Annotated in this window: 23 protein-coding genes and 3 pseudogenes; 11 read left to right on the top strand and 15 right to left on the bottom strand. The window is 61.9% G+C overall.

Translation table 11 applies throughout. The annotated features are described in order from the left end of the window. The first annotated feature begins 305 nt into the window (after window positions 1-305). Window positions 306-482 carry a hypothetical protein gene (locus NMLP_RS15420; RefSeq protein WP_160169583.1) on the top strand — a complete coding sequence of 59 codons (177 nt, stop codon included), beginning with the start codon at window positions 306-308 and terminating at the stop codon, window positions 480-482. On the opposite strand, the gene NMLP_RS14280 is transcribed toward NMLP_RS15420, so the two are convergent. Further along, window positions 468-1,754: a tyrosine-type recombinase/integrase gene (locus NMLP_RS14280; RefSeq protein ID WP_015409455.1), complete on the bottom strand. Its 1,287-nt coding sequence runs from the start codon at window positions 1,752-1,754 to the stop codon at window positions 468-470. The two genes, NMLP_RS15420 and NMLP_RS14280, sit on opposite strands and share 15 nt — an antisense overlap. Window positions 1,755-1,804: 50 nt before the next feature. Here NMLP_RS14280 and NMLP_RS15415 point away from each other — a divergent pair. Then, window positions 1,805-1,963 (top strand): annotated as a pseudogene (locus tag NMLP_RS15415) (ABC transporter permease); the annotation flags it as partial. Window positions 1,964-2,062: 99 nt separating this feature from the next. On the opposite strand, the gene NMLP_RS07155 reads toward NMLP_RS15415, so the two are convergent. Together NMLP_RS07155 and NMLP_RS07150 are read right to left on the bottom strand one after the other, a co-directional pair. After that, a complete protein-coding gene (locus NMLP_RS07155; protein WP_015409454.1) occupies window positions 2,063-3,880 on the bottom strand; it encodes a PAS domain S-box protein in 1,818 nt (605 codons plus the stop codon). Window positions 3,881-3,898: 18 nt separating this feature from the next. Next, on the bottom strand, window positions 3,899-5,356 hold the full coding sequence (locus NMLP_RS07150) for an ATPase domain-containing protein (protein WP_015409453.1): 1,458 nt from the start codon (window positions 5,354-5,356) through the stop codon (window positions 3,899-3,901). A gap of 234 nt (window positions 5,357-5,590) precedes the next feature. Here NMLP_RS07150 and NMLP_RS07145 point away from each other — a divergent pair, with 234 nt between their 5' ends. After that, on the top strand, window positions 5,591-6,910 hold the full coding sequence (locus NMLP_RS07145) for an RNA-guided endonuclease InsQ/TnpB family protein (protein WP_015409452.1): 1,320 nt from the start codon (window positions 5,591-5,593) through the stop codon (window positions 6,908-6,910). Window positions 6,911-7,025: 115 nt separating this feature from the next. Here NMLP_RS07145 and NMLP_RS07140 read toward each other — a convergent pair whose 3' ends face one another. From NMLP_RS07140 to NMLP_RS07130, 3 genes are all read right to left on the bottom strand, one after another. Then, window positions 7,026-7,364 carry a hypothetical protein gene (locus NMLP_RS07140; RefSeq protein WP_015409451.1) on the bottom strand — a complete coding sequence of 113 codons (339 nt, stop codon included), beginning with the start codon at window positions 7,362-7,364 and terminating at the stop codon, window positions 7,026-7,028. 136 nt (window positions 7,365-7,500) lie between these two features. Next, the gene (locus NMLP_RS07135) at window positions 7,501-8,511 is read right to left on the bottom strand and encodes a VOC family protein (RefSeq protein WP_015409450.1); all 1,011 of its coding nucleotides are present in this window, start codon (window positions 8,509-8,511) and stop codon (window positions 7,501-7,503) included. Between the two features lie 118 nt (window positions 8,512-8,629). Beyond that, a complete protein-coding gene (locus NMLP_RS07130; RefSeq protein WP_015409449.1) occupies window positions 8,630-9,244 on the bottom strand; it encodes a DsbA family protein in 615 nt (204 codons plus the stop codon). 156 nt (window positions 9,245-9,400) lie between these two features. Between NMLP_RS07130 and NMLP_RS07125 the strand changes: the two genes are divergently transcribed. Continuing rightward, complete coding sequence (locus NMLP_RS07125) at window positions 9,401-10,192, top strand: enoyl-CoA hydratase/isomerase family protein (protein ID WP_015409448.1); 792 nt, start codon at window positions 9,401-9,403, stop codon at window positions 10,190-10,192. A gap of 794 nt (window positions 10,193-10,986) precedes the next feature. On the opposite strand, the gene NMLP_RS07120 is transcribed toward NMLP_RS07125, so the two are convergent. Beyond that, a complete protein-coding gene (locus NMLP_RS07120; protein ID WP_015409447.1) occupies window positions 10,987-12,243 on the bottom strand; it encodes an orc1/cdc6 family replication initiation protein in 1,257 nt (418 codons plus the stop codon). Between the two features lie 1,027 nt (window positions 12,244-13,270). On the opposite strand from NMLP_RS07120, the gene NMLP_RS07115 reads away from it, so the two are divergent. After that, window positions 13,271-13,936 carry a hypothetical protein gene (locus tag NMLP_RS07115; RefSeq protein WP_015409446.1) on the top strand — a complete coding sequence of 222 codons (666 nt, stop codon included), beginning with the start codon at window positions 13,271-13,273 and terminating at the stop codon, window positions 13,934-13,936. A gap of 46 nt (window positions 13,937-13,982) precedes the next feature. Here NMLP_RS07115 and NMLP_RS15410 read toward each other — a convergent pair whose 3' ends face one another. Continuing rightward, entirely contained in the window at window positions 13,983-14,141 is a 159-nt protein-coding gene (locus tag NMLP_RS15410; RefSeq protein ID WP_160169581.1) for a hypothetical protein, read from the bottom strand. Between the two features lie 45 nt (window positions 14,142-14,186). Here NMLP_RS15410 and surE point away from each other — a divergent pair, with 45 nt between their 5' ends. Together surE and NMLP_RS07100 are read left to right on the top strand one after the other, a co-directional pair. Beyond that, complete coding sequence (gene surE, locus NMLP_RS07105; protein WP_015409445.1) at window positions 14,187-14,957, top strand: 5'/3'-nucleotidase SurE; 771 nt, start codon at window positions 14,187-14,189, stop codon at window positions 14,955-14,957. Window positions 14,958-14,992: 35 nt separating this feature from the next. Beyond that, a complete protein-coding gene (locus tag NMLP_RS07100) occupies window positions 14,993-15,481 on the top strand; it encodes a TspO/MBR family protein (protein ID WP_015409444.1) in 489 nt (162 codons plus the stop codon). 214 nt (window positions 15,482-15,695) lie between these two features. On the opposite strand, the gene NMLP_RS07095 is transcribed toward NMLP_RS07100, so the two are convergent. The 4 genes and pseudogenes from NMLP_RS07095 to NMLP_RS07080 form a co-directional block, all read right to left on the bottom strand. Next, a complete protein-coding gene (locus tag NMLP_RS07095) occupies window positions 15,696-15,905 on the bottom strand; it encodes a hypothetical protein (protein ID WP_015409443.1) in 210 nt (69 codons plus the stop codon). A gap of 57 nt (window positions 15,906-15,962) precedes the next feature. After that, window positions 15,963-17,720, bottom strand: coding sequence for a b(o/a)3-type cytochrome-c oxidase subunit 1 (locus NMLP_RS07090; RefSeq protein ID WP_015409442.1), 1,758 nt, complete (start codon window positions 17,718-17,720; stop codon window positions 15,963-15,965). Between the two features lie 11 nt (window positions 17,721-17,731). Further along, window positions 17,732-18,217 (bottom strand): annotated as a pseudogene (locus tag NMLP_RS07085) (cytochrome C oxidase subunit II); the annotation flags it as partial. Further along, on the bottom strand, window positions 18,214-18,378 hold the full coding sequence (locus NMLP_RS07080; RefSeq protein ID WP_015409440.1) for a hypothetical protein: 165 nt from the start codon (window positions 18,376-18,378) through the stop codon (window positions 18,214-18,216). The gene NMLP_RS07080 and the pseudogene NMLP_RS07085, both read right to left, overlap by 4 nt. A gap of 103 nt (window positions 18,379-18,481) precedes the next feature. On the opposite strand from NMLP_RS07080, the gene NMLP_RS07075 reads away from it, so the two are divergent. The 4 genes from NMLP_RS07075 to NMLP_RS07060 all read left to right on the top strand — a co-directional run bounded on the left by NMLP_RS07075 (window position 18,482) and on the right by NMLP_RS07060 (window position 23,518). Beyond that, entirely contained in the window at window positions 18,482-18,682 is a 201-nt protein-coding gene (locus NMLP_RS07075) for a hypothetical protein (RefSeq protein ID WP_015409439.1), read from the top strand. Between the two features lie 220 nt (window positions 18,683-18,902). After that, window positions 18,903-21,365: a heavy metal translocating P-type ATPase gene (locus tag NMLP_RS07070; RefSeq protein ID WP_015409438.1), complete on the top strand. Its 2,463-nt coding sequence runs from the start codon at window positions 18,903-18,905 to the stop codon at window positions 21,363-21,365. 185 nt (window positions 21,366-21,550) lie between these two features. Next, a complete protein-coding gene (locus NMLP_RS07065; protein ID WP_015409437.1) occupies window positions 21,551-22,087 on the top strand; it encodes an HTH domain-containing protein in 537 nt (178 codons plus the stop codon). A gap of 264 nt (window positions 22,088-22,351) precedes the next feature. Then, entirely contained in the window at window positions 22,352-23,518 is a 1,167-nt protein-coding gene (locus NMLP_RS07060) for an NAD(P)/FAD-dependent oxidoreductase (protein ID WP_015409436.1), read from the top strand. 17 nt (window positions 23,519-23,535) lie between these two features. Here the strand turns inward: NMLP_RS07060 and NMLP_RS07055 are convergent, their stop codons facing one another. From NMLP_RS07055 to NMLP_RS16155, 3 genes and pseudogenes are all read right to left on the bottom strand, one after another. Beyond that, window positions 23,536-24,363: a nucleoside phosphorylase gene (locus NMLP_RS07055; protein WP_015409435.1), complete on the bottom strand. Its 828-nt coding sequence runs from the start codon at window positions 24,361-24,363 to the stop codon at window positions 23,536-23,538. Continuing rightward, complete coding sequence (gene cdd / locus NMLP_RS07050) at window positions 24,360-24,752, bottom strand: cytidine deaminase (protein ID WP_015409434.1); 393 nt, start codon at window positions 24,750-24,752, stop codon at window positions 24,360-24,362. The genes NMLP_RS07055 and cdd overlap by 4 nt, the downstream gene beginning before the upstream one ends. Window positions 24,753-24,890: 138 nt before the next feature. Then, window positions 24,891-26,119, bottom strand: a pseudogene (locus NMLP_RS16155) (RNA-guided endonuclease InsQ/TnpB family protein). Window positions 26,120-26,269: the final 150 nt, after the last annotated feature.

The following is a 26,269-nucleotide window of genomic DNA, read 5'->3' as shown; positions in this document are numbered from 1 at the left end:
GAATAGCAGTTTCATCGGAAACTAGGTGTGTTCACCGGGAATTTCGCCTTCGAACCAAAGGGTTGGACTGTCGATATCGGGCTGCTCGATGCGTCGAGCGTCGTGAAACGGCCAACTGAATCAGATACATAGATGAAACCATCTATCTATATTTCTAATCTTTCTACACCCATTTAAAGTTTATAAAAAGTAATTCACTCGGGGGTATGTTTCGCAAATATTGCTGATTCTTTGCCCCATGTAAGAAGAATGATAGACAAAACCTTTTTATAATATTATTAGTTACCTCAAGTTAGTGGGAATATATGAAGAATGAGGATCTAATCGAAGAAAACCGGGATATGCTCGAAACGGTGGCAAATAGTGATCTACCTGTTTCGTGGATAGGAGAGGATTTGCTTTCCGTGATTGAAGAGGAAGAGAGACAGGAAGCAGAGAAAGCAGAAGAACCGGAGCTAAAGGGTAGCCTACTCGCCTATTAGTTCATTCTTGAGAGAGGGATTTTCATCTAAAAACTGCTTTAGCTCCCGTATCGTATCTTTGCCTTCCTCTGTATCGGCTTGAATAGCAGATTCCGTTATATCTTCCTCAATTTGCTTTTCCGTTTCCTCTGCTGAATGTTTCAAAGGAAGCCCACAAGAAGGGCAATAGGCGGGCTTAGTCAATTCAGATAGGGGCGTATCACACTTTGGGCAATTATCGAACGAAGGCCCGATACCCTCTTCTTCTTCCTCTCGAAGCCCGTATTCTTCCTCAATATCCGAAGAGTGTGTTTCATCTGAAAGGCTACCATACCGGCTTAGTTGTGAACTATCCTCATGCCACCCGACAATAAAGCAAATCTGTTGCTCTGTCAAACCGTCGCGTATCATTCTTCGGATAGCAGTATGTCTGAATCGGTGGGTTTGGGCTTTATCTGAATCAATATCTGCCTTCTCACAAACCCGTTCTATGATTCTCCTAATGGCTTCATAAGACAGGGGATCACCAACAGAGTAGTTGTGTCCACTACGTTTACAGCAAAACAGGGGGGCTTCCTTTTCTTCTCTCTTCGGGTGGTGATTGTTTACCCATTCTTTGACGTATGGGGAAGCCCATAGCATAGGCCTAAGCCCTTCTGCTCCTTTCAAACCTACTGCTTCAGGGTTAAGTCTGAATCTTCCTCTGTTTTCGGTAAAGGATACATCTTTGAGCTTCAGAGAAGCCATAGCACTAGCTCTTTGTCCTGTTGCCAGCCAAAGAGCGATTATAGCACTATCACGGGAATCAGCAACTTGAAACATCTTTGCCGTTTCGTCCGACGTGAAACAATCTGATTCCGTGATTTTTCCTCTTGTAGGTTGACCTATGCTAATATCTTCGGACCATTCACGCCCGATAAACCGGAAGAATGGTTTTAGCACTTGTCGGAAGGAACGACAATATTCGTCCGAATAACCCCCGTCCTTTGCTTGAGGAAGTGTGCCTTCTGATACTCCCTGTATAAACGTGGAATAATCACTTTGGTATTTGCCTTCCTTTGGGTCTTTTTCTTGAAAATCAGTAAGGGGCTTCTCTGCCAGATTTGCCGCCCGGAGAAGGACGGTGGTATATTGCTCAAGTGAACTGTATGCTAGGTCGTTATTAGCCTTCCTGTCGTCCACAAAGGCAGATATGGCCTTCCTATCCTCTTCGTTAATATCTTGTCTCTGAAGCCTGTCTCTGGCCTTCTCATACTTGTCTTTGTACTTACCGGGATCGTTCAGGTTTCCCATACAGGCTTTCTTTGGTGTATTGACTTAAAATTAACCACCTATATACTACTTCTCCGTTGTGGTACATGGTAAACGGCGTCCGATACGGGTTCCTGGGCGTTTCGGAGGTCGATCCGCAACTCTCGTTCGGCTTGCTGGCAGGGGGGACGGTTCTCGTTGCACTGCTCGACATCTCGCTTTTTAAACGCGGCTACGGGCTGACGGACTGATGTGAGCTGTCCCCCCGGACTGGTCGCGTCGTCCGGGCAGTTGTGTCGTCCGGGCAGTCGCGTCGTCGCTCCGAGAACACTTCCGAGCGTGCTGTGGAGTTACTCGACTGCGTCGTCGTCCTCCACCCGCGGCAAGCGGATCTCGATTTCGGTTCCCCGTGGTTCGGCGTCGGTCACGTCGATCGAACCGTCGGACTGCTCGACGATCCAGTACACGAGCCACAGCCCCAGGCCGCTCCCGTGGTACAGATCGTCGATCGCCCGCCCGGTCACCAGGACGTCCCGCTCCACCGCCGGGATCCCGGGACCGTCGTCGACGACGCGTACCTCGACGGTGTCCCCGGTCGCCAGGATCCGGATCTCGATGGACGGCGTTTCCCGATCGCTGTGGTCGATCGCGTTTTTGATCAGTTCCTCCATCGCCTCCCTGAATTTGAACGTCGTCTCCGCGGTCGCGCGCTCCGGCACGTCGACGTCGATCAGCGCGGCCGGCCGCTCGGCGCCGATCCCTTCGGCGACCGACCGCGCCAGCGACGCGATGTCGATCCGTTTGATCTCCGGCTCCTCGCCGAGCAGCTCCGTGATCGAGCGGGACTTCTCGCCGGTCGTCATCAGATCGTCGGCGTGCGATACGATCCGCTCCGCCGTCTCGGCGGTCTCCCCCGACGATTCGGTTCGGATGCGGTCGGCCAGCCCACGGATCACCGTCAGGTCGTTCCGGAGGTTGTGCCGGAGGATGTTGTCGAGCACGCGCAACTGCCGAGTCCGTTCTTCGAGGTCGGTCACGTCCCGGCAGATGGCGAACGTTCCGACGAGTTCGTCCGTCTCGTTGTAGTACGGGTACCGGCTCGTCCGGAACACGGCCTCCTTCCCGGAGCGTTCGAACTCCGGCGAGATCGAGTACCGGACCGGCTCCCCGGTGTCGAGCGCCTCCGATTTTCGCCGTTCGATCGTCTCCGCCGCCTCGTCGTCCATGAACAGGTACTCGTCTCGCCCGGCGAGTTCCGAGGCCGAAAGCCCGGCGAACTCACAGAGGGCTTCGTTGACCAACTCGAAGCGCCCCTCGTCGTCCTGGAGCATGATCGGGTCCTCGAGCTGCTGGATGATGTCTCGGTGTCGCTTGAGCCGGTCCCGGAGCTGCTTGTGCTCGGTGATGTCCGTCTGGACGGCGACGAACGCACGCACCTCGTCGTCGGCGATCGGCGCGATCGTCTGGTAGGCGGTGTACAGCTCCCCGTCCTTCCGTCGGTCGACGATTTCGGCCTCCCACGTCTCTCCAGCTTCGATCGTCTCCCATAGCTTCTCGTAGTACGTCTCGGACATCTCCCCCGAATTGAGAAGCGCCGGCGTCTCGCCGATCACTTCCTCCGCATCGTAGCCAGTGACCGACTCGAACGCAGGGTTGACGTACGTGAGACGTCCGTCGGGATCGGTAATAAATATCGCGTGCCCGGAGGCTTCCACGGCCTCCCGGAACTGGCGGAGCTTCTTTGTCTTGGCGTCGAGTTCGAGCGACTGGCTGCGAAGCCGAAGCAGCGCCCCGATCCGCCACTCGAGTTCGGCCTGCCGCATCGGCAGGGAGACGACCTCGTCGACGGTCGACATCAACACGTTGTCGGCGATCTCGCTCCGATCCGTCGCGATGATCTCCGCGTCCCGCTCCGAGAGCAACAGTAGTACGGGCAACAGCGTCGGTCTGGCCTCGTTTTTGACCGACTCGAGGTCGTCTCTGTGGCGGCGCAACCCCTCGCCGTCGACGATACAGAGGTCGATATCCGCTTCGGTTATCGGGTGGTCGTCTACAGCGACGTACGTCTCGTGGTCGGCCAGCCACTTGCCGAGCACGCGCCGGTTGCCGCTGTCCGCGATCAACGGATAAATGCGTACGGGGTCGTCGGGCTGTGTGGTGTGTTCCATTACGTTACACCCGGACGGTCAGTCCTCCATGCGCCAGTCCGGCGTCCCTGTCAGGATACCGCGCAACTCGGGGAGCGGGTCGCCGATGACCAGCCCATCGCCGGTGACCTCTAGGGTCCGAATTCCCGTCTCGAAGTCGCTCGTCCGCATCTTCAACACACCGATAACCTTCCGGAGTTCGCCCCTGTATTCGACGTGACGGAGGAGAATGATGCTGTCGGCGAGGTGGCTCACGCGCTGTTCCGTGGCCCGGAACTCGCCGGTGATCTGGTGGACCTCGTTCGTTGCGATTCCGGTCACGTTCATGTTCCGGAGATACCGCCCGATCTTCACCAGGTCGTGTGTCGGGTCATCGGAGCCCTCCCGAAACGCCCGTTCGTACCCGGTGACGCCGTCGATCATCACGATCTCCGTCGAGCGCTCCTCGACTTCGGTCCGGATCCGGTGGATAAACTCGTCGAGCGCGAGTTCGTCGGGCCCGATTTCCTTGATGAGTAACGTTCCGTCCTCGACCATCTCCCGGGCTGGAATGCCGGTCGCCTCCGCTCGAGTGAGAATCGTCTTTCGCTTCTCCTCGAAGCTGTAGAGGACGGACCGGCGGCCACGGGTCGCCGCTTCGCTCACGAACTGGAGGCCAGTCGTCGTCTTTCCGACCCCCGTTGGCCCGCTCAAGAACGCGATCGTCCCGGTCGTGATCCCCCCGCTGAGAAGGGCGTCGAGCTCGTCAACGCCCGAGGAGAGCGTCCCGAGAGGACCGTCCCGCCCGTGTAGCGATGGGTCGAGCGCTGGCCACAGGTGCATCCCGTCGTCGTCGATCGTCACGGTGTGTGGGCCCGCTCGCGCGTCCGAGCCGCGAAACTTCGAGACCGAGAGCGTCCGTCGGTTCCCCTCGACCAGGAGATCGATCACCGCGTCGACGAGGAACTGGAGGTCGTCGTCCGGTATCGATGGGGCCGCCTGCGAGGTCAGGAGTATCGTCGCGCCGCTGGCCTTGAGGAAATCGAGGAGACTCAACACCTGCGTTCGGAACTGGCGCTCGTCGGGTGTGAGATGTCGGATTTCGGTGACGGGATCGATCACCACCCGGTCTGGGTCGATCGCCTCGATCTCCTCTCGAATCGAGTCCACGAGAGCGGGGTTTTCGACCTCTCCCGACCTGAACAGGTCGTACGTACCGTCGTCTTGAAACTGCGATCCGGACGGTGAGAGGTCGAGAAAGCCGACGTCGCTGACGCCGAGACCGAAGCTTTCGGCGGTCTCTCGGAGGTATCCGGCGGGCTCTCCGAGGTTGATATAGAGCCCGGTCTCGTCTCGATCGCCCGCGGCGGCGAGAAAGTGAAGGCCGAATATCGTCTTTCCGGCGCCGGGGGCGCCCCTGACAAGAGTCGCCGATGCCGGGCGCAACCCGCCGTCCAGAACGCCGTCGGCGCGCGGTACCCCCGTTTCAACCCGGGAGGTATCCGTCGAAGCTGGCATACTCTCTTTTCGATAGTCGGCATTATAACCAGCACGGTCAGTCGCTTCGAGGGCAAGCCCCGAAGCATCCGCCGTGTTTATAGAGAGCAAGGAGAATACCTGCGGCTTTAGCCGCAGGATGAATCCGACAACTCCTCCACAACCCACCGCCGATAGCACGGCTGGATATTCCACCGCTCTCAAACCGAACCTTTATAACAAATACGAGTATAAATGATTATAGAGGCGTTCAGAATGCTGGAAATCCATCGAACCCACCGAGCGAAAATCCTCAACCACTCACAGGTAGAGGACCCGCTTGACCGGCACGGGTGGAGTGCCAGCAAACTCTGGAACGTCGCCAACTACCACTCTCGACAAAAGTGGGATGATACGGGTGAGATTCCCGACCACGGCGACCTCAAAGACGAATTGAAAGGTCACTCAAAGTACAAGGGATTGCACTCGCAGTCCAGTCAGCGCGTTCTGGAGGAACTCGCTGAAGCCTTCAACTCGTGGTACGAAAAGAGGAAGTCTGACAATCGAGCGAATCCGCCCGGCTACCGCAAAAAAAACTACTACGACGACCACGGCAACCGCGTCCACGAGGAACATCCGCGTTCGACCGTGACGTGGAAGCAAAACGGCATCAAACACGACACGAACAACAACCGTGTCCGTCTCTCAAAGGGCGCGAATCACAAGGAACACCCGAAAGCATGGGAGTACATCCTTGTCGAATACGAGACGCGCCCCGGTGTCACTGTTGAGAACCTACAACAGGTCAGAGCCGTCTACGACAAGTCAAAGGGTCGGTGGGAACTGCATCTCATCTGCAAGGACGAAGTTGAGACACCCACCGCACCCGGAAACGAGACGGCTGGCATTGACCTCGGCATCTGTAACTTCGCGGCAGTCGCATACAGCACTGAACAAGCCGACCTCTACCCCGGCAATCGCCTGAAACAGGACGGGTACTACTTCCCGAAAGAAATCGCCAAGTGCGACGACTCGGGTGGTGAAGAAGCGACCCGTCTCCACGCGAAGTGGTCGGAGCGCCGCACCCACTTCTTGCACTCGTTAGCGAAACACATCGTTGAGACGTGTATCGAGCGTGGTGTTGGGCGTATCAACATCGGGAAGCTCGCTGGTGTCCGTGAAGACGACAACGGCGAGTCGAAGAACTGGGGCAAGCACGGGAATCTCGACCTGCACGGCTGGGCGTTCGACCGCTTCACCTCGATTCTCGAATACAAGGCCGAGGTCGAGGGTGTCGAAGTCGTAGAGGTTTCAGAGCGCGACACGAGCAAGACGTGTTGCGTCTGCGGTAGAGAAGACGAGAGTCAGCGTGTCGAACGTGGCTTGTATGTCTGCGAGCCGTGTGACGCGGCGTTCAACGCTGACGTGAATGGGGCGGAGAACATCCGTCTCGAATTGAATCAAAGTAACTCCGAGTCTGCTCCCGATTTGGGTGGGGATAGGAGTACCGGCTGGTTGGCACAGCCCGAAGTCTACCTTCATGACCTCTCCCGAGGATTCCAACCTCGCGAAGAGGTGGTGGACTGCAAACCCTAATATCCCAATCCAGCGGTGCGGTGCCGTGGGATTCCGCCGCCTTCAGGCGGAGGAGGATGTCAACAGTGAAGTCCACACGCAGACGCCGTCCGATCCCGGGTCCCACGCTCGGAGGTCACTCCGGGTCCGGCCCAGCCCCGCCGTCGTCCCTCGCGTCGGCCAGTTCCCCGGGCGAGAGCTCGTCCATCCGGCCGGCGAGCGTCGCCGCATCCCCTGCTACCGCAGCCGGGTCGACGCCAGCCTCGTTCGCGACGAGTCGAACGTGCGCGGCAAGCAACGACAGCGCCTGTAGACCCTCCCGTTGTGGATCCTCCGCGGTCTGTGCGAACGTCGTCTCGAGGGCGTCGCCGTCACTGACGACGCCGACGTACAGCGCCGTGATCGAGTCGTCAGCCAGCAACTCCTGTGCCGCCCGCCGTTCCGTCTCGAACGCCGTGTCGGAGTCGTCGGTCATACCGACGTTCGGCGTCGGGGAGTCAAAAGCTCGTGGGCGAAGTTGTCGGTCGTGTTGGCCGAATCGGTTGTCTCAGGCGTGTCGGTCGTGTCGGCCGTGTCGGTTGTGCCGGTCGTGTCGGCCGTGTCGGTCACCCTCAGTCGGCGTCGGCCAGTTCGGGACGCGGGACCGTCACGTCCGGTAACGCGTCTTCTATCTCCCCGCGTCGGTCCTCGAACTCGCCGGGAAGGACGAGTCGTTCGCCGAGTTCCGCCAGCGGCTCGTCGCTCGTATATCCCGGGCCGCTCGTGGCGAGTTCGAACAGCACGCCCCCGAACTCCCGGACGTAGACCGACCGAAACCAGTGGCGGTCGATCTGTCGGGTCGGGCGCAGCCCCGCCGACTGGACGGCTCGCCGCATCGACGCCTGGTCCTCGTCCGTCGGCGTCCGGAAAGCGACGTGGTGGACCGTTCCGTGGCCCTGCCGACCGCTCTCGACTGTCGGAACCACGTCGACGTGTTTCCCGACGGGGCCGGCTGCGGAAAACCGGGTCCGTTCGTCGCCCGACGCATCGCCCGGCGACGCCTCGCTGCCCCGTTCCTCCAGCCCCATCGTCCGGAGCAACTCCCCGGTCGGTTCGGGGTCGGCGAGCCAAAGCGTCACCGAGTGGAACCCGCGGATCGCGGCCGACTCGGGGACGAATGCCGTCCACGGGACGGTCGGGTCGTCCTCGGGCACGTCGACCTCGACCAACTCGACCGGCAGGCCGTCGGGGTCCCAGAAGGGGAGGACGGTCTCGCCGAAGCGCTCGATTCGGTCGTCGTACTCGACGCCGTGGTCGTCGAAGCGTGCCTCCCAGAAGTCGAGGCTGCCCGACGGGACTCTGAACGCGGTTCGGGAAACCTGTCCGGTTCCGACTGTGCCCGAAGAGAGGTCGGACCACGGGAAGAAGGTCATGCTCGTTCCCGGCGTTCCCTCGGCGTCGGCGAAAAAAAAGTGATACGTCCCGGGGTCGTCCTGGTTGATAGATCGCTTGACCAGTCGGAGACCGAGCGTCTCGACCCAGAACTCCAGATTCCGCTGTGGATCGCCCGCGATGCACGTCACGTGGTGGATGCCGGGCGTCGGCGTCGGACCGGTCTCGGGCGTCGGCGTCGAGTCACTCATCGATCCACAGTACGGTCCCGGTGTACTTGAGTTACCGCTAACCCGAGTGGTACCTGGAGAACCGCAAGCGCGGCCGAGCGGTCAAGCAGGTCAGGCATAGAAGGTAAGCGGCGCTCAATCACAGACGACTCTCGATCGCCTCGGCGATCCCGTCGAGTTCGACCTGTTCGTCCCCGACGAACACCGTCGGCGTCCCCTGGACGCCCCAGCTCTTGCCGCGTTGGCGGTCGGCGTCGATGCGGTCGCGGTACGTCCCTTCGTCGGCTGCGCTCCGGGCGGCAGCCCCGACGCCGGCGACGTCCTCGGCGATCTCCTCGAAGACGTCCAGCGAGTAGCTCCGTTGGTCCTCGAAGAGAGCCATGGTGAACGCCCAGAAGGCGTCGTTGTCGGCGTCCTCGAAGACGGCGTGGCCGGCGTTCGCCGCGGGGTACGACCAGTCGTCGACCGGGATCGGGAAGTCAGCGTGGAGATACCTGACGTCCCCCGGTTCGACGTACTGCTGGACGATCGCCGGCGTGTTGTTGAGCGTGAACCGCTGACAGTGCGGGCAACTGTAGTCCTCGAAGACGGCCATCGTGACGGGGGCGTCGGACGCGCCGATCGCCGGGCGGGACCCGTCGTCGATCCCGCTCAGATCGATCTCCGAGCCGCCGCCCGAGCAGCCGGCGAGTGTGGTCAACACGGCCGCTCCGCCAGCAGCTAAGAACGACCGTCGGGAAGGTGTCCGATCCATGTCGAACTCAATGTATTCGGCATAGTTAAACGCCTAGATCCGGGTCGTCGGGTCGCAGGCTCTCGTCTCGAAGCGTTCGCCCCCGTCCGCCGAACCGCAGGCGACGCTGTCAAAACGGTGGGCGACACAGACACCTCACGATATGAGGCACAGACGATGATTGAGATCGACGCGCCGCTCGAGATCGAACGGCTCCGGGAGCACGTCGCGTGCGTGACCTACGACCGACCGGACGCGCTGAACGCGTACACCGAGGCGTTGCTCGTCGGGGCAGTGGAGGCGTTCGAGTGGCTCGACGCCCGCGAAGACGTCCGGGCGACCGTGGTGGCCGGTGCCGGTGAGGCGTTCTGTTCGGGCGTAGATCTGACGGAGATGCCGTTGACGCCGGAGATGGACTTCGCCGAGTACGAGCGCGGGCTCGGATTGTTCCAGGACGTCGTCGCGACGCTCAGAGGGATCGGGACGCCGGTCGTCGCGGCGGTCGACGGGTATGCCCTCGGGGCGGGGTGTGACACGGCGCTGGCGTGTGATTTCCGGATCGCCGGCGAGGCAGGCGTCCTCGGCGAGACGTTCATTGACGTCGGGTTCGTCCCCGGCGACGGCGGAGCGTATCTGCTACCACGGCTAATCGGGGAGGCCCGCGCGAAGGAACTCATCTTCACGGGCCGGAAACTGGAGGGTGAGGAGATCGTCGAGTGGGACCTCGCCAGGGAGCTGGCCGAGGACCCCCTCGAGGCGGCGATCGAGTTCGCCGAGGAGTTGGCCGACCGGCCGCCGGTGGCCCTCGCCGAGAGCAAGCGACTGGCCAACGGCAGCTTCGAGGCGACCTTACAGGAGGCCTTTGCGGACGCGACTCGCGCCCAGTGGATCTGCGCGCAGACGCGTGATCACGAGGAAGCCGTCGCCGCCTTCCGGGAAAATCGGGACCCGGAGTTCGAAGGCCGATGAGGGTGGGTTTGATAAACCGGTGTGCGGTCTGAGCCAGTGTGGGCCGGTATCGATACCGGCTGTCTGACGGGGCGGTGTCGGATTCCATTCAAATAAATATTTTTGTGATCCTTCGATAGCCTCGGCCGTGGCGTCGCATCACACACCACTGTTTCCGGAGCTTTCGCGCTCGGGAACGTAGCTGACTCTATCGCGTTCTCTCTCTTCGGGCCGGAATACGCACGATCGTTTCTCGCGTTGGAGGCATCGTTTCTCGCGTTGGAGGCATCGTTTCTCGCGTTGGAGGCATCGTTCTGGGGCGGCACCGGCCGTACTCCACCGTTTCCGAAGCTTTCAGTGGCTCGAACCGGTGAAAGGGCGAAGCGACGGAACGGACCGGTTATGATGGTGGATTCGCAGGTGGGGGCGGCGGAGTGACCTCCTCTCTGTGGTAAGCGACGGGGTTCCCACGGCACCGCACCGCTGGATTGGGATGGTTAGTGGTCTGTAACCCAGTCGGCATAACAGGGTGACTGGCGGGGCCCCACCGCCGTTACTCCTATCCCCGGCAGGGGGACTCGGGGCCCCGATATTGTGCATTCAGGTGGGCGGTGTGACCGCCTCGGTAGACGTCATACTACGGAACCATTTTATCTAACTATCCGTATCGTTACTGGACGGTGATTATGCTGGCCGCATCGGATTCACGCCCGCCGTCAACGGCGGAACTCTCTCCTTGAAACAGATAGGTAGTAGAGCGGCAGTCGGTAAGAAGCGGTGGCTGGTCTGGAGGGGCGGTCGGTATAGAGCGGCGGTCAGTAATCTGAGATGTCGGACCGCAGGAGACCGTTGTCGTCGGCGGCCGAATGGATGATACCTGCGAAGTCCTCGAAACGGCTCGTCGAGAGCAGGACATCGAGCACGGCACGCAGCGGAACGTCGAGTTCGTACTCGTGATACCGGCCGGCGGAGAGCCCCTCGTTCCGCTCGTAGACGCGTATAAGTCCGAGCATGTTCATATCCGAGAGGTGATCCCGGACACGGCGCTCGCTCACGCTGTCGGTGTCGAGGCGGCCGCAGATCCTCGTATACCGCTTGTAAAGATCGCGGGATCGGACCGGCACCTCGTCCAGCGCCTCGCGGTACGCGAGCGCACAGAGGACGGCGTGGCCCTGGGTGGTGAGCTCCTGCATCCCCTCGTAGAGTTGGTTCTTTTCGAGTTCGTCTTGGGCGTTCCGGACGTGGACTTCGGTTATCGTCTCGGACCCGTCGGCTTGGGCGAGTTCGCCCGCCTCTCGGAGGAGGCGGATCGCCTGCCGTGCGGAGCCGGTATCCTGGGCGGCGAAGGCCGAGCAGAGCGGTACGACGTCATCGTCCAGAACCCCATCGTGGAACGCCTTCTCGGCGCGCGGTTCGAGGATCGACCGGAGTTGGTTGGCGTCGTACGGCGGAAAGAGGATCTCCTTTTCGGCCAGCGTGTCCTTGACCTTCGGGGAGAGGTTGTCCCGAAACTGGAAATCGTTGCTGATGCCGACGATGACCGGACGGATGTCCTCGACGTAGCCGTTCGAGCGCGCCCGCGGGAGCCCGTAGAGAATGTCGTCGGAGTGGCCGATGTTGTCGATCTCGTCGAGGACGATCACGACTGTCCCGCCGAGCACGTCGAGTTCCTCGTAGAGGATGTCGAACACCCGCTGTTGGGAGTAGCCAGTCGTGCTGATACGGTCTCCACCTCGGCTCTCGCGGAGTTCGTTGACGAGGGCGACGGCGACCTGGTACGACGACGAGAGGTTTTCACAGCTGACCCAGACCGTCGAGAGGTCGATATCGTCGTACTGTGCGGCGTCGTCCTCCAAGTGCGACAGCATGAATTTGGTCGCGACGGTCTTTCCAGTTCCCGTCTTCCCGTACAGAAAGATGTTCGACGTAGGGCGGTTGTCGATGATCGGCTGGAGCGCGCGCTGGTACTTCTCGAGTTCCTCGTCGCGTTCTCTGATGTCCTCGGGCTCGTAGGAGTCGTCAAGGGGTTCAGCATCGGCGAATACCCGACGATCTCGCTGAAACATCCCCATGAAACGGCGTTGCGCTACGCTGTGTTAAGCCCTCTGTTTCCGGAGCTTCCGGAGCGTCCGAAGCTCGATATTTATATATTCCTCACACACCATCGTTTCCGGAGCTATGCGAGCTAGGTGATGCACACTCCCCGGTGTTTCCGGAGCTATGGCTTCGTGAGGTACGGTTCGTAGTGGGCTCGGCAAGTCACGATCTCGTAGTACGGAAAGGTTTAAACGACGACGTAAGAGTTAGTCCGTACTAGGTGAGAACCGGCACCGTACTGGGTGAGAACCGATTCGGTGTCGGGCGTACGCTAAGCGTACATCTTATAAATATATTTATTAACACTGTATACATAAGTGTATATATAAGTACATATACGAGCGTATATAAATTTGTGCATGTGCGTATGTGTGCGCGTGTGTGGATACCAGCAATATATACATACAACTGTTAACATCACAAATGCAACTATTAATATTATATATGCAATTGTTGCTATCACAAATACAACTGTTAAAATAAACAGGCCTGCCATCCAAGCCGGAGTATGTGCTGGCGCGGTCGAAGACTCTACCGCGTACCAGCGGAAACCCTCTCTGTGGGCTCCTCAATCCGTGACCGAGATCCCCACGGTTTCAGCCGTACGTGAGTTCTCCGTCCTCTCATCCCATCTTCCCCTCCCATGATAGCTCCGGAAACAGTGGTGTCTGTGTCCCGGCGTTGATTTCTCGTTCCGGGCGCTATCCGCGACGATAGCTCCGGAAGCGCCGGGACGTTACAGCTGAACGCTGTTCAACATCGACCTCGGGACGTCCTCCTCGCACTACGGGAGCTGCCCAGCTGATACTCTCCGACCGGTGTGAAAGCTTCGGAAACGATGGAGGGCATCGAATATAAAAAGACCAATATCTCCGCAGCTATCTGTCTGAGAATATACGGCTTCACAAGCCATTTCAATACCCAATAGCTCCGGAAACAGTGGTGTCACACACTCGCTGCCGCGGAGGGCGCGTTTATCAGCCACGGCGGCGTAGTGTCCCTATGCCAATAAAGAGTTCCGGGGCGGACGATCTGACGGTCGTGGACCGGTTCGAGGGCGGCGTCGGGTGGATCGCCTACCCGGAGGAAACGATGCAGCGCGCCTCCCATGCCGTCGAGAGCGAGGGCGGCCTGTGGATTCTCGACCCGGTGGACGCCGAGGGGCTCGACGACGTGCTCTCGGAGTACGCCGCTCCCGAAGGCGTTGCGGTACTGCTCGATAGGCACAAACGCGACGCAGCGGCGGTGGCGAACCGCCACGACGTTGCGGTCTACGTCCCAGAGTGGATGGACGGCGTCGCGGGCGACATCGACGCCCCGACGCGGCGGTTCGGAGCGGAACTCGCCGGATTCCAGGTCGGCCGATTGATCGACAACCCGCTGTGGCAGGAAGCGACGCTTTTCGACGGCGAGACGCTCGTCGTCCCCGAGGCGCTCGGAACGGTAGAGTACTTCCGGGCACCGACGGAGGAACTCGGTGTCCACCCGATGCTACGCGTCTTCCCTCCGAGTGGACTCCGGAGTTACGATCCCGATCGGCTGTTGGTCGGCCACGGTGCGGGAGTCTTCGAAGACGTCGGCTCGATGGTCAGACAAGCAATCGACGACAGCAGGGGCCGCGCCGCTTCGCTGTATTTAAAAAACGTCCGCGGCCTGTTGGGCGTTTGATGAGGTCGGTTTTCGGGACGGGCGTGCGGACGACGGTCTCCGGCACTCACGCGACTATATCAGCCAACGACGCGACCACGACCACACCCAACGACGCGACCACGACCACACCCAACGACGCGACCACGACCACACCCAACGACGCGACCACGACCACACCCAACGACGCGACCACGACCACACCCAACGACGCGACCACGACCACACCCGACAACGACGGCCTTTTTCCGGACGCGGACACAGCGAACGTATGAAAATACTCCTCACAAACGACGACGGTATCGACGCCGTCGGTATCCGCACGCTCTACGATCGCCTCTCGGCGGTCGCCGACGTGACAGCCGTCGCACCGGCCGACGACCAGAGTTCCGTCGGACGACAGCTCTCGCGGACAGTTGAACTGACCGAACACGAGATGGGCTATGCAGTCGAGGGAACCCCGAGCGACTGCGTCGTTGCGGCCCTCGGGTCATTGGACTTCGATCCGGACATGGTCGTCTCCGGAATCAACCAAGGTGCGAACCTCGGCGCGTACGTACTCGGTCGATCGGGAACAGTCTCGGCGGCAGTCGAGGCGAGCTTTTTCGATGTACCGGCCATCGCGGCGTCCGTCTACTTCCCGGCGGGCGAGTTCACGTTCGAGGAGCTCTCCGCCAGCCCCGAGCACTTCGAGGAGGCCGCCCGGTCGATCAAGTATCTCGTCGAACACGCCCCGAACGTCGACGTGTTCGAAACGGCCGACTACCTCAACGTCAACGCGCCGGTGTCGTCAGACGGCGACGCGTCGATGGAGATCACCCGCCCGTCCCACGTCTACCGGATGGACGCCGAGTCGAACGGCGACGGGACGGTTCGCATCCACGATCGCATCTGGGAACTGATGGCCGAGGGGTCGGTACCTGATCCCGTCGGGAGCGACCGCCGGGCCGTGCTCGAGGGGCGCGTCAGCGTCTCGCCGCTGACTGCCCCCCACACCACGACGGACCACGAGGCGCTCTCGGGGCTCGCGGAGGCGTACTGATCGGCTCCGAACTCCGGTACAATGCCCTCTCACTGATGTCTCCGATCACCGCTGCACTCTCGAACCGACGGGCGACGCTGTTTCGGACCGCCGGCTTCGTGGTCGGGACGAACGTACTCGGAGCGCTTCCAGCCGTCCTCGTCGGCACCGACACGCGTTGGTTCGAGGAGCCGTGGTTCTACCCCCCGGGAATCGCGTTTCCGGTGGCCTGGACGGCACTTTTTATTTTGATGGGGCTCTCGGTGTCGCTCGTTTACGGGCGCGGGATCGACCGTCCGGGCGTCAGAGTCGCACTGGCCGCTTTCGCCGTCCAGTTCGTGTTTAACCTCGCGTGGACACCGGTCTTTTTCGGACTCCAGCGCCCGGGACTCGGTCTCGCTGTGGTCGTCGCCCTCTGGATCGCAGTCTTCGGAACGATCGCTGCAGTGGCTCGGGTCGACCGACGGGCCGCCGTGTTGCTCGTCCCCTACCTCGGTTGGGTATCGTTCGCGACCGTACTCAACTATGCGATTTACGCACAATGAGGCCGGGCTACGCAATCTACGCACAATGAGGCCGGGCTACGCAATCTACGCACAATGAGGCCGGGCTACGCAATCTACGCACAATGAGGCCGGGCTACGCAATCTACGCACCATGAAACCGGGCTACACAATCTACGCACCATGAAACCGGGCTACACAATCTACGCACCATGAAACCGGGATCGGCGTGTTCGGTCCCCGAACTCGGACGCCGCTACTCGGAGCCCTCGTTGGACCGCTTCCGGCCCCGAACGTCCGGCACGATCGCCCATGCGATCAGTGCTCCGACCATCACCGCGGCGAGCAACCCCGTCTCCGCGATCGACATGTCGACGCCGAGGTGGACGAACACGGTGCGGAGTTCGATCACGATCGGCACCATCACCGCGACGGCGACGAGCAGTCCGCCCCGACTGATCCGCATCAGCGGTTCACCCCGAGCGTCAAGTGCATCACTCGAGCACCTCTGTCGTGAACTGCGTCATCGAACCGCCCCGGCTACCGAATCGAGGATCGCCTGTCCGGTGAACACGACCGTGTCGACGAACTGTGGCGAGGGGCTTCCACCGGGGCCGAAAAGCCCGCCACGGCCGATGATCGACGCCAGCGGCAGCGCGTACGCCAACACGACGAGTGCGATCGCGATGCCAGCCCACAGCCGAAGGTTATCGAGGACGAGCGGCGCGTCCTCGGGACCCGAAAGCGTCTCGGCGTAGCCGTTCGCCGGCAGGGCGTCCACCTTGCTGCCCCGGATCGTCATCACCACTATCGCGATGAACAGCACTGTCGAGACAAAAAGCAGCGTCCCACCGATGACGACCTGCATATTGAGTTCGCCGACCGACCCGGCGGCCGGTTGGAAGTCGAAGCCGCTGTATTGCGGCTCCGCGGTCCGCCGTGGGATCCCGGCCAGGCCCGCGCGGTGCATCGCGTTCGACATGAACGTCATACCGATGAACCACAACAGGACCTGCGCTAGCCCGAGGGACTTGCTCCAGATTTTTTTGCCGGTTAACTGTGGCAGGAACCAGTACGTAGCGGCCATGAACGTCAACGCGACCGCGGTCCCAACGGTGAGATGGAAGTGGCCGACAACCCACCACGTGTTGTGGACGAGGTAGTTGATGTTCATCCCGGCGTTTATCATCCCCGAGAAGCCGGCAGCGGCGAACATCAACCCGGCGAGCGCCATCCCGGTGAACACCGGATTCCGCCAGGGCAGCGCGCGCAACCACCCGAAGTAGCCGGTCCCGCCGCGCTGTCGTGCGCCGTGCTCCATGCTCGCGACGACGGTGAAGGCGGTCAACAGACTCGGCAACAGCAGGAACATCGTGTTGACCATCACGATGAATTTGAACCCTTCGGCGATCCCCGGGTCGAGATACTGGTGGTGAATTCCCGTCGGGGTCGAGAGGATCAAAAAGAGAACGAAGACGACGCGGGCGAGCGGATCACTGAACAGCTTCCCGCCGGAGATCTTCGGCAGCATGACGTACCAGAGCATGTACGCCGGCATCAACCAGAAGTAGACGACGGCGTGGCCGAAGAACCAAAACAGCGTCCGGGTCAAAAGCGCGTTCACCTGGTCGATGAATCCGAGCGACCACGGGATCAGAAACACCACGACGGAGATGGCGACGCCGAGACTCGAGATGATCCAAAACAACGTGGTCGTCAACGCCATGAACGTCGGCAGCGGGATCCGCTCGTCGGGGTTCTCGCGCTTCCAGGCCCACCACGAACGGAACCAGTCAATCCCGGCGAGCCACGACCCGACAATGAACAGCGCGAGGCCGATGTAGAACAGCGGATGCGCCTGTAGCGGCGCGTAGAACGTATAGAGAACGGCCGCGCTCAGGGGGATCGCATCGAAGAACCCGCCGATGATCGCGATGCCGGCCATCAACGTTCCGCCCGCCATGAGACCGTACCACGTCCAGGTGTACCGGAGGTCTTCGAGCCCTCGATCGAGGCTCGTCGTGACGCCCCAGGTGAACACCCCCACGAGGAAGAAGATCGTGAAAGTCAACACCAACAGCACGGCGTGGAGAGTGAGATACGAGTAGTAGTCCTCCGAAGGCACAAGTCTGACGATATCGACCCGATGGAGCACCTGCAACAGCCCCATGAGCGCACCGACGAAGAGCGCGGCGAAGGAACTGTAGAACGTCGCCCGGATCAGTTTCGCCTCGTCGGGGAACTGATCGAGGTACGTCCCGGAGTTGGCGCCGAGGCTCATTGGCTATCCCCCTCGAACTCCGATTCGGGTACGACGGTGAGTTTCCCTTCCATGTTGTGGTGGCCGGAGCCGCAGTACTCCGTACAGATGACGCCGTACTCCTTGGGCTCGTCGACGTTGACCGTCACCTCGGCGACCTCTCCCGGGATCACCATCGTGTTCGCGTTCGTCCCGACGACGCTGTAACTGTGTATCACGTCGCGGCTCGTGAGATGGAGGTTCACCGTGCTGTTTGCGGGTACTTCGACCTCGGTGGGAAGGAACGCGAACTGGACGACCTGGATGTAGACGTCGTACTCGTTTTCACCGACCTGTTCGACGCCGGGACTCGAGAACTTCGGGTGGTCGTTGATGTTCTCGGGGTTGATCGTCTCCCCGGAGTCGTCGACCATCGCGACGCCGATTCCGACCGTCCCGTAGGTGATCGTCAGAATGAATCCAACGATGAGCGCCATCGCCGCCGCAAGCCAGAACTTCTCGTAGGTGTGAATATTCATAGTATCGTCCCGACGATGGTCAGATCGTTTCCGAGGAACTCGACGAAGTACATGAAGACCCACAGGGCGCTGATGATGACGAAATAAATAGCGATCAACGCCAGCGTCCCTTTCGGATCGAACTCGTCGTGCCCGATCTCCCGTTGTAACTTCGAACTCATACGGGACAGTGTTAATCCTTTGTATATATCTATTACCCCCAGCGGTCCAGTCAGTTGGGACACGGGCGATGATTTATTTATTCGGCAGAACCAACCGGGAACTATGTCGAATGATTCGATTTCGCCGCGGGTGTCCGTCGTCGTCGGGCTCCTCGCGCTCGCGCCGGTACTCTGGTACGGAGTGGGCGGTTCGAACACGGCAGTCGCCGTATCGTTTGTCAACGTCCTCATAACGATCGGCGCGTTGCTCATCGCGACCGGGCCCGCCGAGATAGCGACGGGTCACGGCGGCTCCTCCGCGTGAGCCGGGTCCGCGTTCTGCGGTGAACCGCGGTATCGACCCCGCTACGATCCCGCCGCGTCCACGGAACGGAGCACAGAACCCACAGGCGAACACGCTGGACCCCGATCGCCAATGATGACGCCCCGAACGAGCGCCAATGATGACGCCCCGAACGAGCACCCTCGACGGCGACCAGTGAGCGCCGGGGACAGCAACCAATGAGCCCCAGGGACAGCAACCAATGAGCCCCAGGGACAGCGATCCGACGGACGCCGATTCTGTCTGTCGGCTCTGCGATCTGCCGACGCCCGCGCCGCCGGTGACTGGTCCCGACGTCGACGGGGCGTTCTGTTGTCGGGGCTGTCTCGAAGTACAGCGATCGCTCGGCGACCTCGAGGCGTCGGAGGCGGAAGCCGTCCGCGAAGCCATCGGCGACGACGGGGCGGCGGCGTCGGATAGCGGAACGGCGCCGGACGACGCCCCAAAAACGGCCGAATCGGCCTTTTTCGCCGTCGACGGGATGCACTGTACGACCTGTGAGGCGTTTCTGGAGGGACGGACGGAGGCGGAAGACGGCGTCCACACTGTCGAGGCGAGCTACGCGACCGATACCGTCCGCGTCCAGTTCGATCCCGACGTCGTCGGGGAAGAACGGCTTCCGGAGGTGCTCTCGGGGTACGGCTACACTGCCGGACGGCGCGAGGACGGCCGCCCCGGGGGCGACACCAACGAAGTCGTGACGTTCCTCGTCGGCGGGGGCCTGTTCGGCATGATGGTGATGCTTTGGTACGCGCTGTTTCTGTACCCGACGTACTTCGGGTACGAGCCGCTCGCCGACTTCGGGGGGCTGGACGGCCTCTACGTCTTCGGGAACATCTGGCTCATGACGACGTTTGTCCTGTTTTATACCGGGTGGCCGATCCTTCGGGGCGCGTTCGTCAGCCTCCGGGCCGGCGTGCCGAACATGGATCTCCTCGTCGCGTTGGCCGCCTGCAGCGCCTACGCCTACAGCACGATTGCGATGGGGCTCGGCCAGACTGACCTGTACTTCGACGTGACCGTCGCCATCGTCCTCGTCGTGACCGGCGGGGGCTACTACGAGAGCAAAGTCAAACAGCGCGCCGTTGGGCGGCTCTCGGAGTTGACCGAACGGACGGTCGAGGACGCCAGACTCGCCGAGAGCGGCGAAACGGTGCCCCCGGACGAGGTGTCTCCCGGCGATCGACTCCTCGTCCGCCCCGGCGAGCGGATCCCCCTCGACGGCGAGGTCCGGGAGGGGACGGCGGCGGTCGACGAGTCGCTCATCACTGGCGAGTCGACGCCACTCAGCAAGCGTCCGGGCGATCGGGTGGCGGGCGGGACGGTCGTCACCGACGCGCCGCTCGTCGTGACCGTCGACGACACCGCGACGAGCACGCTGGACCGACTCGTCGAACTGCTGTGGGAGATCCAGAGCTCGACGCCGGGCATCCAGCGGCTCGCCGACCGACTCGCGACCGTGTTCGTCCCGCTCGTCATCGCCGTCGCGGCAGTCGTCGCGGGGTGGACGCTGGTCTCCGGCGGTGGTGTCACGGCCGCTATGCTGCTCGGGCTGACCGTCCTCATCGTTTCCTGTCCCTGTGCGCTCGGACTCGCGACGCCGCTTGCCATCGCTGCCGGGATCAAAACCGCCACCGATCGGGGGATCATCGTGACTGCGGAGGCGGTCTTCGAGGATGCCCCCGACATCGAAACCGTCGTCCTCGACAAAACGGGGACGCTAACGGAGGGCTCGATGTCCGTGGTCTCGGTCCACGCCGACGCGCCCGAGACGGTGTGTTCGCGGGCGGCTGCCGTCGAGTCGTTCTCCGAGCACCCGATCGCCGCCGCGATCGTCGAGTACGCCGACGGCATCGACAGCGCCGATTCAGGCCCGAAGCGTGCTCCCGGCGCTCCGGCGGCGGACGGTGGCTCGATGGCGATCGATCCGGGGTCGTTCGACCGGACCTCCCGCGGCGTTAGCGCCCCGATCGAGGGCTCCGAAACCGTCGTCGGGCACCCCGACCTCCTCCGCGACCGGGGCTTCGAGATCGACAGCGACCTCGACGAACGGATCGCGGACGCCAGATCGGACGGCGACGTCCCGGTCGCCGTCGGGTGGGGGGGTCGGGCCCGGGGCGTCATCGTGGTCGGGGATACCCCGCGTGCGGAGTGGCGCGAAGCCGTCGAGACACTCTCGCGAGAGCGGTCGGTCGTCGTGCTGACCGGCGACGAGGGGGCCGCCGCCGATCGGTTTCGGACCGTCGAGGGGGTCTCGGACGTGTTCGCCGGCGTCCCGCCGGAGGCGAAAGCCGAGACGATCCGGCGACTCCGGACGCGGGGCCCGGTCGCGATGGTCGGCGACGGGAGCAACGACGCGCCGGCGCTCGCGGCGGCCGATCTCGGGATCGCGCTCGGCAGTGGCACCCGGCTCGCGAGCGATGCCGCCGACGCGGTCATCGTCGACGACGACCTCCGTTCGGTCGCCGAGACGTTCCGAATTGCCGAGCGAACCAACGGCCGGATCAAACAGAACCTCGGGTGGGCGTTTATGTATAATGGCCTCGCGATCCCGATGGCCGCGCTCGGGCTGTTGAATCCGCTGTTGGCGGCCGTCGCGATGGCGGCGTCGAGCACGCTCGTCGTGGTGAACTCCTCGCGCTCTCTGGGCCCGTTCGAGGGGTGAGTTTGCCCCGTTCCGACCGACAGCGGGTCTATGCCGCCAGGAGCCGATCTATGCCGCCGGGAGCCCCGGTACGGGCAAGACACGACTGCCTGCGGTGTGGCGGCTGGCGCACACGCTGGCAGGGGGGGTTCCAGACCGTCGCTCTCACCGTCGGGTTTAAGTTACAATCTACCAAATTGTATGTTATGTCATCGATCGAACTTACTCCCAGTCAAAAGACGATCCTCCAAGAACTCATCAACCTCTTTCGCGAGTCAGAAAGCGCCGTCAAAGGTGAAGACATTGCAAACGAGGTCGACCGGAACCCGGGGACGATCCGCAACCAGATGCAGAGCCTCAAGGCGCTGCAACTGGTCGAGGGCGTACCCGGGCCGAAAGGGGGATATAAACCGACGGCCACGGCGTACGACGCGTTGAAGATCCAAGAAATGGATCAGGCCGCCGACGTGCCGTTTCGGCACAAGGGCGAACTGGTAAAAACAAACGTCCAGGAGATAGATCTGACGAGTGTCCACCACCCCGAACTCTGCCGGGCCGAAATCAAACTCCAGGGATCGATCTCCGAGTTCGACGAAGGCGACGACATTACCGTCGGGCCGACGCCGCTCTCGAAGCTCCTCATTGAGGGTCAACTCGAGGGGAAAGACGACACCAACAACAGCCTCATCCTCACTATCGACAACATGGAAGCACCGGCGGGCGAGGAAGAGCCGCTTCATTAATTGCCGTACACTGCGCGAGAGCGCTCCGATGCGGCACCGACCAACCGAGCTGATGGCTCGCGGCCGAGCCGATGGGTGTCGTCCGACACGTACCGGTACTCGTTCGCCACCGCCTCGGGACTGTTCTCACGAACGTACAGTTCAAACTGAAAGCCGAAGCAAACGCAGAGTTCAACGTGAGCGAGCGTCTCAAACGGAACCCGCGTCGCCCGGCGACGAACCGTTTCCAACAGGTTTGTATCGGTGGGGCAGCGATACACCACTATGACAGAGGATGTCGTCGTGCTCGGGTCCGGTTACGCCGGTACCGGCGCGATCAAGCGGCTCGAATCGGAACTCGACGCTGAGGCCGATCTTACCTGGGTATCGGACGTCGACCACCACCTGGTGCTCCATGAATCCCACCGCTGCATCCGGAACCCGGACGTCAAAGAGAAGATCACGTTCGACGTCTCGGATATCAAATCGCCCGCGACGCGGTTCGTACAGGGGCGTGTCGACGCCATCGACACCGACGAACGGGTGATCACACTCGCCGACGACTCGACTGTCGAGTACGACTATTTGCTCGTCGGTATCGGCTCGAAGACCGCCTTCTTCGGTATCGATGGCCTCGAAGAGCACTCGCTCACGCTCAAGAGCCTCGAAGACGTACTCGAGATCCACGATGCCGTCACCGAGGCCGCCCGCGAAGCCGCTCGAAACGACCCCGCACAGGTCGTCGTCGGCGGAGCCGGGCTCTCCGGCATCCAGTCCGCCGGCGAGATCGCGGAGTTCCGCGACAAGCACCGAGCGCCGCTGGAGATCCACCTCGTCGAGGGGCTGGACAGCGTCTTCCCGAACAACGACCCCGTCGTGCAGGCGAAGCTTCGAAAGCTCCTCGAGGAGAAGGACGTCGAGGTCCACACCGGCGAGTTCATCGGCGAGGTCGACGACGCGACGGTGTACGTCGGCGACGAGACGGAACTCGACTACGACGTGTTGCTCTGGACCGGCGGTATCACAGGCCAGGACGCGGCCGAGACCGCGGCCCTCGACAAGGACGAACGGAGCAATCGCATCGAGGCAGCCTCCGACTTCCGGACGTCCGACGAGCGCGTGTTCGCGCTCGGCGACGCCGCGCTCGTCGACCAGTCCGGCCAGGACAACCCCGCACCGCCGACGGCGCAGGCCGCCTGGCAGGCCGCCGAAGTCGCCGGCGAGAACATCGCTCGTGCGATCCGCGACGAGCCGCTCGTCGAGTGGACACACGAGGACAAGGGGACGCTCATCTCCGTCGGCAGCAAGGCCGTCGCACACGACGTCAAGGGGCTCCCGATGGACACCTTCGGCGGCCCGGCGGCGAAGGCGCTGAAAAAGACCGTCGCCGCCCGCTGGATCACCACGGTGACCGGATTCGGGGACGCCGCGAAGGCGTTCCCGGACATGTGACGGCGTCCCGAGCGGACTCACACATCGCCGAGCGATAGCCCGGCGTGCCAGCGGTCGACACCCTCGCGCTCTTTGATTCGGTCCATCCGACCGAGAAGCGCCGCGGCCAGCGACGCCGTCTCCGCCGCCTTCCGTTGGCCCTCCGTCCGGAACTCGCCGGTGACACGGTTCGCATAGACCGTACAGACAGCTCCCGAGCGGAGTCCGTACAGCCCCGCGAGTGTCAGGATCGCGCTCGCCTCCATCTCGAAGTTGAGCACGCCCGCCTCGCGGAGCGCCTCGATCTGGGCGTCGCTGCCGGCGGCCCGAAACCCGTCGACGCCCGGGCGGGACTGCCCGGTATAAAACGAGTCGGTCGAGCAGGTGACGCCGACGTGGTACTCGTGGCCGAGCCGTTCGGCGGCAGCCACCAGTGCGGTCACGACTTCGCCGTGGGCGCTCGCTGGGTAGTCCTCGCGGACGTACTCGTCGCTTGTCCCCTCCTGTCTGACCGCGCCCGTGGTGATGACGAGGTCGCCGACGCCGACGTGCCGCTGGATCGCCCCGCACGACCCGACGCGGAGAAACGTCTCCGCGCCGACGCGGGCGAGTTCCTCGACGGCGATGGCCGCCGACGGCGATCCGATCCCGGTCGAGGTGACAGTTACCGGCTCGCCGTCGTACTCCCCGACAACGCTTCTGTACTCGCGGTGGCTGGCGAGTTCCTCGGCCGAGTCCCACAGGTCGGCGATCACGTCGACGCGGCCCGGGTCGCCCGGGAGCAACACCGGACCGTCGACTTCGCCCTCATACAGCCCGAGGTGGTACTGTTTGTCTTCGCTGGGATCCTCGCTGGCGTTGGTCATTCGAGGTGGCCCGCGGTGATCGTGTCCGGGAGCAACTCGCCCAGGGTGTAACTGGCCCGCCCGTCCGGGGGGTCACAGACGACTCTGAGCCCGTCGTCACAGAACTCCGCGAGCGATTGTCGGCACATCCCACAGGGGGTCACCCCGTCGCGCCGGTCGGAGCTCACGGCGACCGCCTCGAAGCCTCGGTGCCCGGCCGCCACCGCCTTCGAGAGGGCCAACTCCTCGGCGTGGACGCTGTTCGAGTAGTTCGCGTTTTCGACGTTACAGCCGGTGAACGTCGTCCCGTCGCCGGTCTCGATCGCGGCACCGACGTAGTACTCCGAGTACGGTGCGTAAGACCGTTCGACCGCCTCCCGGGCGAGCGAAAGGAGTTCCGTGTCGTCCATACGGGTACTGTCGGAAGCCGACGACAAATAGCTCCCGGGCGGCGTTACAGAGGAGCAGATCCCCCACAAAGACAGGGCTGCATGGCAGTCATTTTTCACCCCACAGGAGAGATGGCAGGTCGGTGAATCGCCTCGGGGTCAAGTGGTTCGAGGCGCTGAGCGTCTCGTCATCGCGGAAGACTTCGTCTTCCGTACGACCCCGAGGCTTCCTGCTTCGATGACGCGCGTTGCAGACACAGACTCGAACTGAGTCGTGTCCGTAGGGAGTGCAGCCTCCACAGGCGTGTCTTCGGGCCATCCCAGCCCTAGTTCAGAACAACCGCGCTCGAGGACGTTCATCGCCGTCGCAAAATCGCTTTGCGACTTTGCTGCCCGTCAGACGTGGTCTGACGACCGCGTTCGCATCACGATCACACTCGAACCCACACGCCGGGCAGGAGTGTTCCCTGACCGAGATAGGTTTCGCCGTCTCCACACCACACGCCGCACACTCTTTTGTCGTTCCTGCCGCTTCGGGTTGTACGACGTGACAGCCGTACAGGTCGGCCTTGTATTCGATCACAGTGATGAACTGTCGCCACGCCGCATCTTGCTTGTTGTGAGCATTATGCGATTGTTCGAGCATCTCTTTCACTTCCAAGTCCTCAACGAACACGGCGTCGTACGCGCGGACGAGCCACGTCGTAATCTTGTGCTGGTAGTCCAGCACCTTCCGCCGAATGTGGCGTTTCACCTTCGCCACCTCACGACGTTGCCTCTCGTAGTTGTTCGACCCTTGTTCTTTCCATGAGAGTCTGCGCTACTCGCGTCCAACGAGTCCACGGCGGGTTTCTCGGGCAGGTCTGCGTCGTCGGGTTCCAACCCGAAGGAGACGAACCACTCACCAGTCGTCTCTTTTTTGACTGTGACTTCTTTGATGTCTGCTTCATCGGATTTCGCGGTGGTAGCGGATGGATGTCACCAATTTTCGAGAGCCAGAGCGTCGCGCGTCGGCCACTCGTGTTTTTGAGTTCGAAGCCGGACTGCGAGTACGTTATACTCTGGAACTCTCTCGGTGACTTCCAGTCGAGCTTCTCGACCTTCCGACCGTTCTGTTTCTTCTCGGAGAGGCCGTCGAGGTTCTGGTAGAACCGGGTGACAGTTCGTTGCAGAGCCTTCGAATTGATTTCCGAGAAGGCGGGGAACTCGTCTTTCCAACCGGGAAGTCGATAGTGGTGTCTGTACGCGGAGCCAATGTCGTCGGCATCCACGTTCTCGTACTCGTACCGAGTGTAGTTGTACGCTTGGCGATGAATGTCGATGTGACGTTCCAGTTCACCGACTACCTGTTGTGTCGGGTATGCAGGGTAGCGGTGGCTGTACTCCATCGCTGTCTCTTGATTAAACATATGTTTGCTTAATGATTTGTGTCACAGCTTGTCGGCTTCTCGTCGGGGCCAAGCCCCGGGGCATTCGCCTCGACCGCCTGTAAATCGACGTCTCGGTACCGGTGTCCGGCTTCTCGTCGGGGCCACCAC

This window comes from Natronomonas moolapensis 8.8.11, from assembly GCF_000591055.1.
In the GTDB taxonomy this organism is placed as follows: Archaea; Halobacteriota; Halobacteria; order Halobacteriales; family Haloarculaceae; genus Natronomonas; species Natronomonas moolapensis.
Note: the sequence above shows the minus strand (reverse complement) of the source record. Positions and strands in the feature narration are given on the sequence as shown.

Excerpts from the sequence above, each read along its gene's own strand:
- NMLP_RS07055 (WP_015409435.1), bottom strand. The coding sequence starts at position 24,363 with ATGACCAACGCCAGCGAGGATCCCAGCGAAGACAAACAGTACCACCTC.
- surE (WP_015409445.1), top strand. The coding sequence starts at position 14,187 with ATGAAAATACTCCTCACAAACGACGACGGTATCGACGCCGTCGGTATC.
- NMLP_RS07115 (WP_015409446.1), top strand. The coding sequence starts at position 13,271 with ATGCCAATAAAGAGTTCCGGGGCGGACGATCTGACGGTCGTGGACCGG.
- NMLP_RS15420 (WP_160169583.1), top strand. The coding sequence starts at position 306 with ATGAAGAATGAGGATCTAATCGAAGAAAACCGGGATATGCTCGAAACG.
- NMLP_RS07120 (WP_015409447.1), bottom strand. The coding sequence starts at position 12,243 with ATGGGGATGTTTCAGCGAGATCGTCGGGTATTCGCCGATGCTGAACCC.
- NMLP_RS07070 (WP_015409438.1), top strand. The coding sequence starts at position 18,903 with ATGAGCCCCAGGGACAGCGATCCGACGGACGCCGATTCTGTCTGTCGG.
- NMLP_RS07125 (WP_015409448.1), top strand. The coding sequence starts at position 9,401 with ATGATTGAGATCGACGCGCCGCTCGAGATCGAACGGCTCCGGGAGCAC.
- NMLP_RS07155 (WP_015409454.1), bottom strand. The coding sequence starts at position 3,880 with ATGGAACACACCACACAGCCCGACGACCCCGTACGCATTTATCCGTTG.
- NMLP_RS14280 (WP_015409455.1), bottom strand. The coding sequence starts at position 1,754 with ATGGGAAACCTGAACGATCCCGGTAAGTACAAAGACAAGTATGAGAAG.
- NMLP_RS07145 (WP_015409452.1), top strand. The coding sequence starts at position 5,591 with ATGCTGGAAATCCATCGAACCCACCGAGCGAAAATCCTCAACCACTCA.
- NMLP_RS07150 (WP_015409453.1), bottom strand. The coding sequence starts at position 5,356 with ATGCCAGCTTCGACGGATACCTCCCGGGTTGAAACGGGGGTACCGCGC.
- NMLP_RS07095 (WP_015409443.1), bottom strand. The coding sequence starts at position 15,905 with ATGCGGATCAGTCGGGGCGGACTGCTCGTCGCCGTCGCGGTGATGGTG.
- NMLP_RS07060 (WP_015409436.1), top strand. The coding sequence starts at position 22,352 with ATGACAGAGGATGTCGTCGTGCTCGGGTCCGGTTACGCCGGTACCGGC.
- NMLP_RS07090 (WP_015409442.1), bottom strand. The coding sequence starts at position 17,720 with ATGAGCCTCGGCGCCAACTCCGGGACGTACCTCGATCAGTTCCCCGAC.
- NMLP_RS07065 (WP_015409437.1), top strand. The coding sequence starts at position 21,551 with ATGTCATCGATCGAACTTACTCCCAGTCAAAAGACGATCCTCCAAGAA.
- NMLP_RS07080 (WP_015409440.1), bottom strand. The coding sequence starts at position 18,378 with ATGAGTTCGAAGTTACAACGGGAGATCGGGCACGACGAGTTCGATCCG.
- NMLP_RS07140 (WP_015409451.1), bottom strand. The coding sequence starts at position 7,364 with ATGACCGACGACTCCGACACGGCGTTCGAGACGGAACGGCGGGCGGCA.
- NMLP_RS07135 (WP_015409450.1), bottom strand. The coding sequence starts at position 8,511 with ATGAGTGACTCGACGCCGACGCCCGAGACCGGTCCGACGCCGACGCCC.
- NMLP_RS07100 (WP_015409444.1), top strand. The coding sequence starts at position 14,993 with ATGTCTCCGATCACCGCTGCACTCTCGAACCGACGGGCGACGCTGTTT.
- NMLP_RS07075 (WP_015409439.1), top strand. The coding sequence starts at position 18,482 with ATGTCGAATGATTCGATTTCGCCGCGGGTGTCCGTCGTCGTCGGGCTC.
- NMLP_RS07130 (WP_015409449.1), bottom strand. The coding sequence starts at position 9,244 with ATGGATCGGACACCTTCCCGACGGTCGTTCTTAGCTGCTGGCGGAGCG.
- cdd (WP_015409434.1), bottom strand. The coding sequence starts at position 24,752 with ATGGACGACACGGAACTCCTTTCGCTCGCCCGGGAGGCGGTCGAACGG.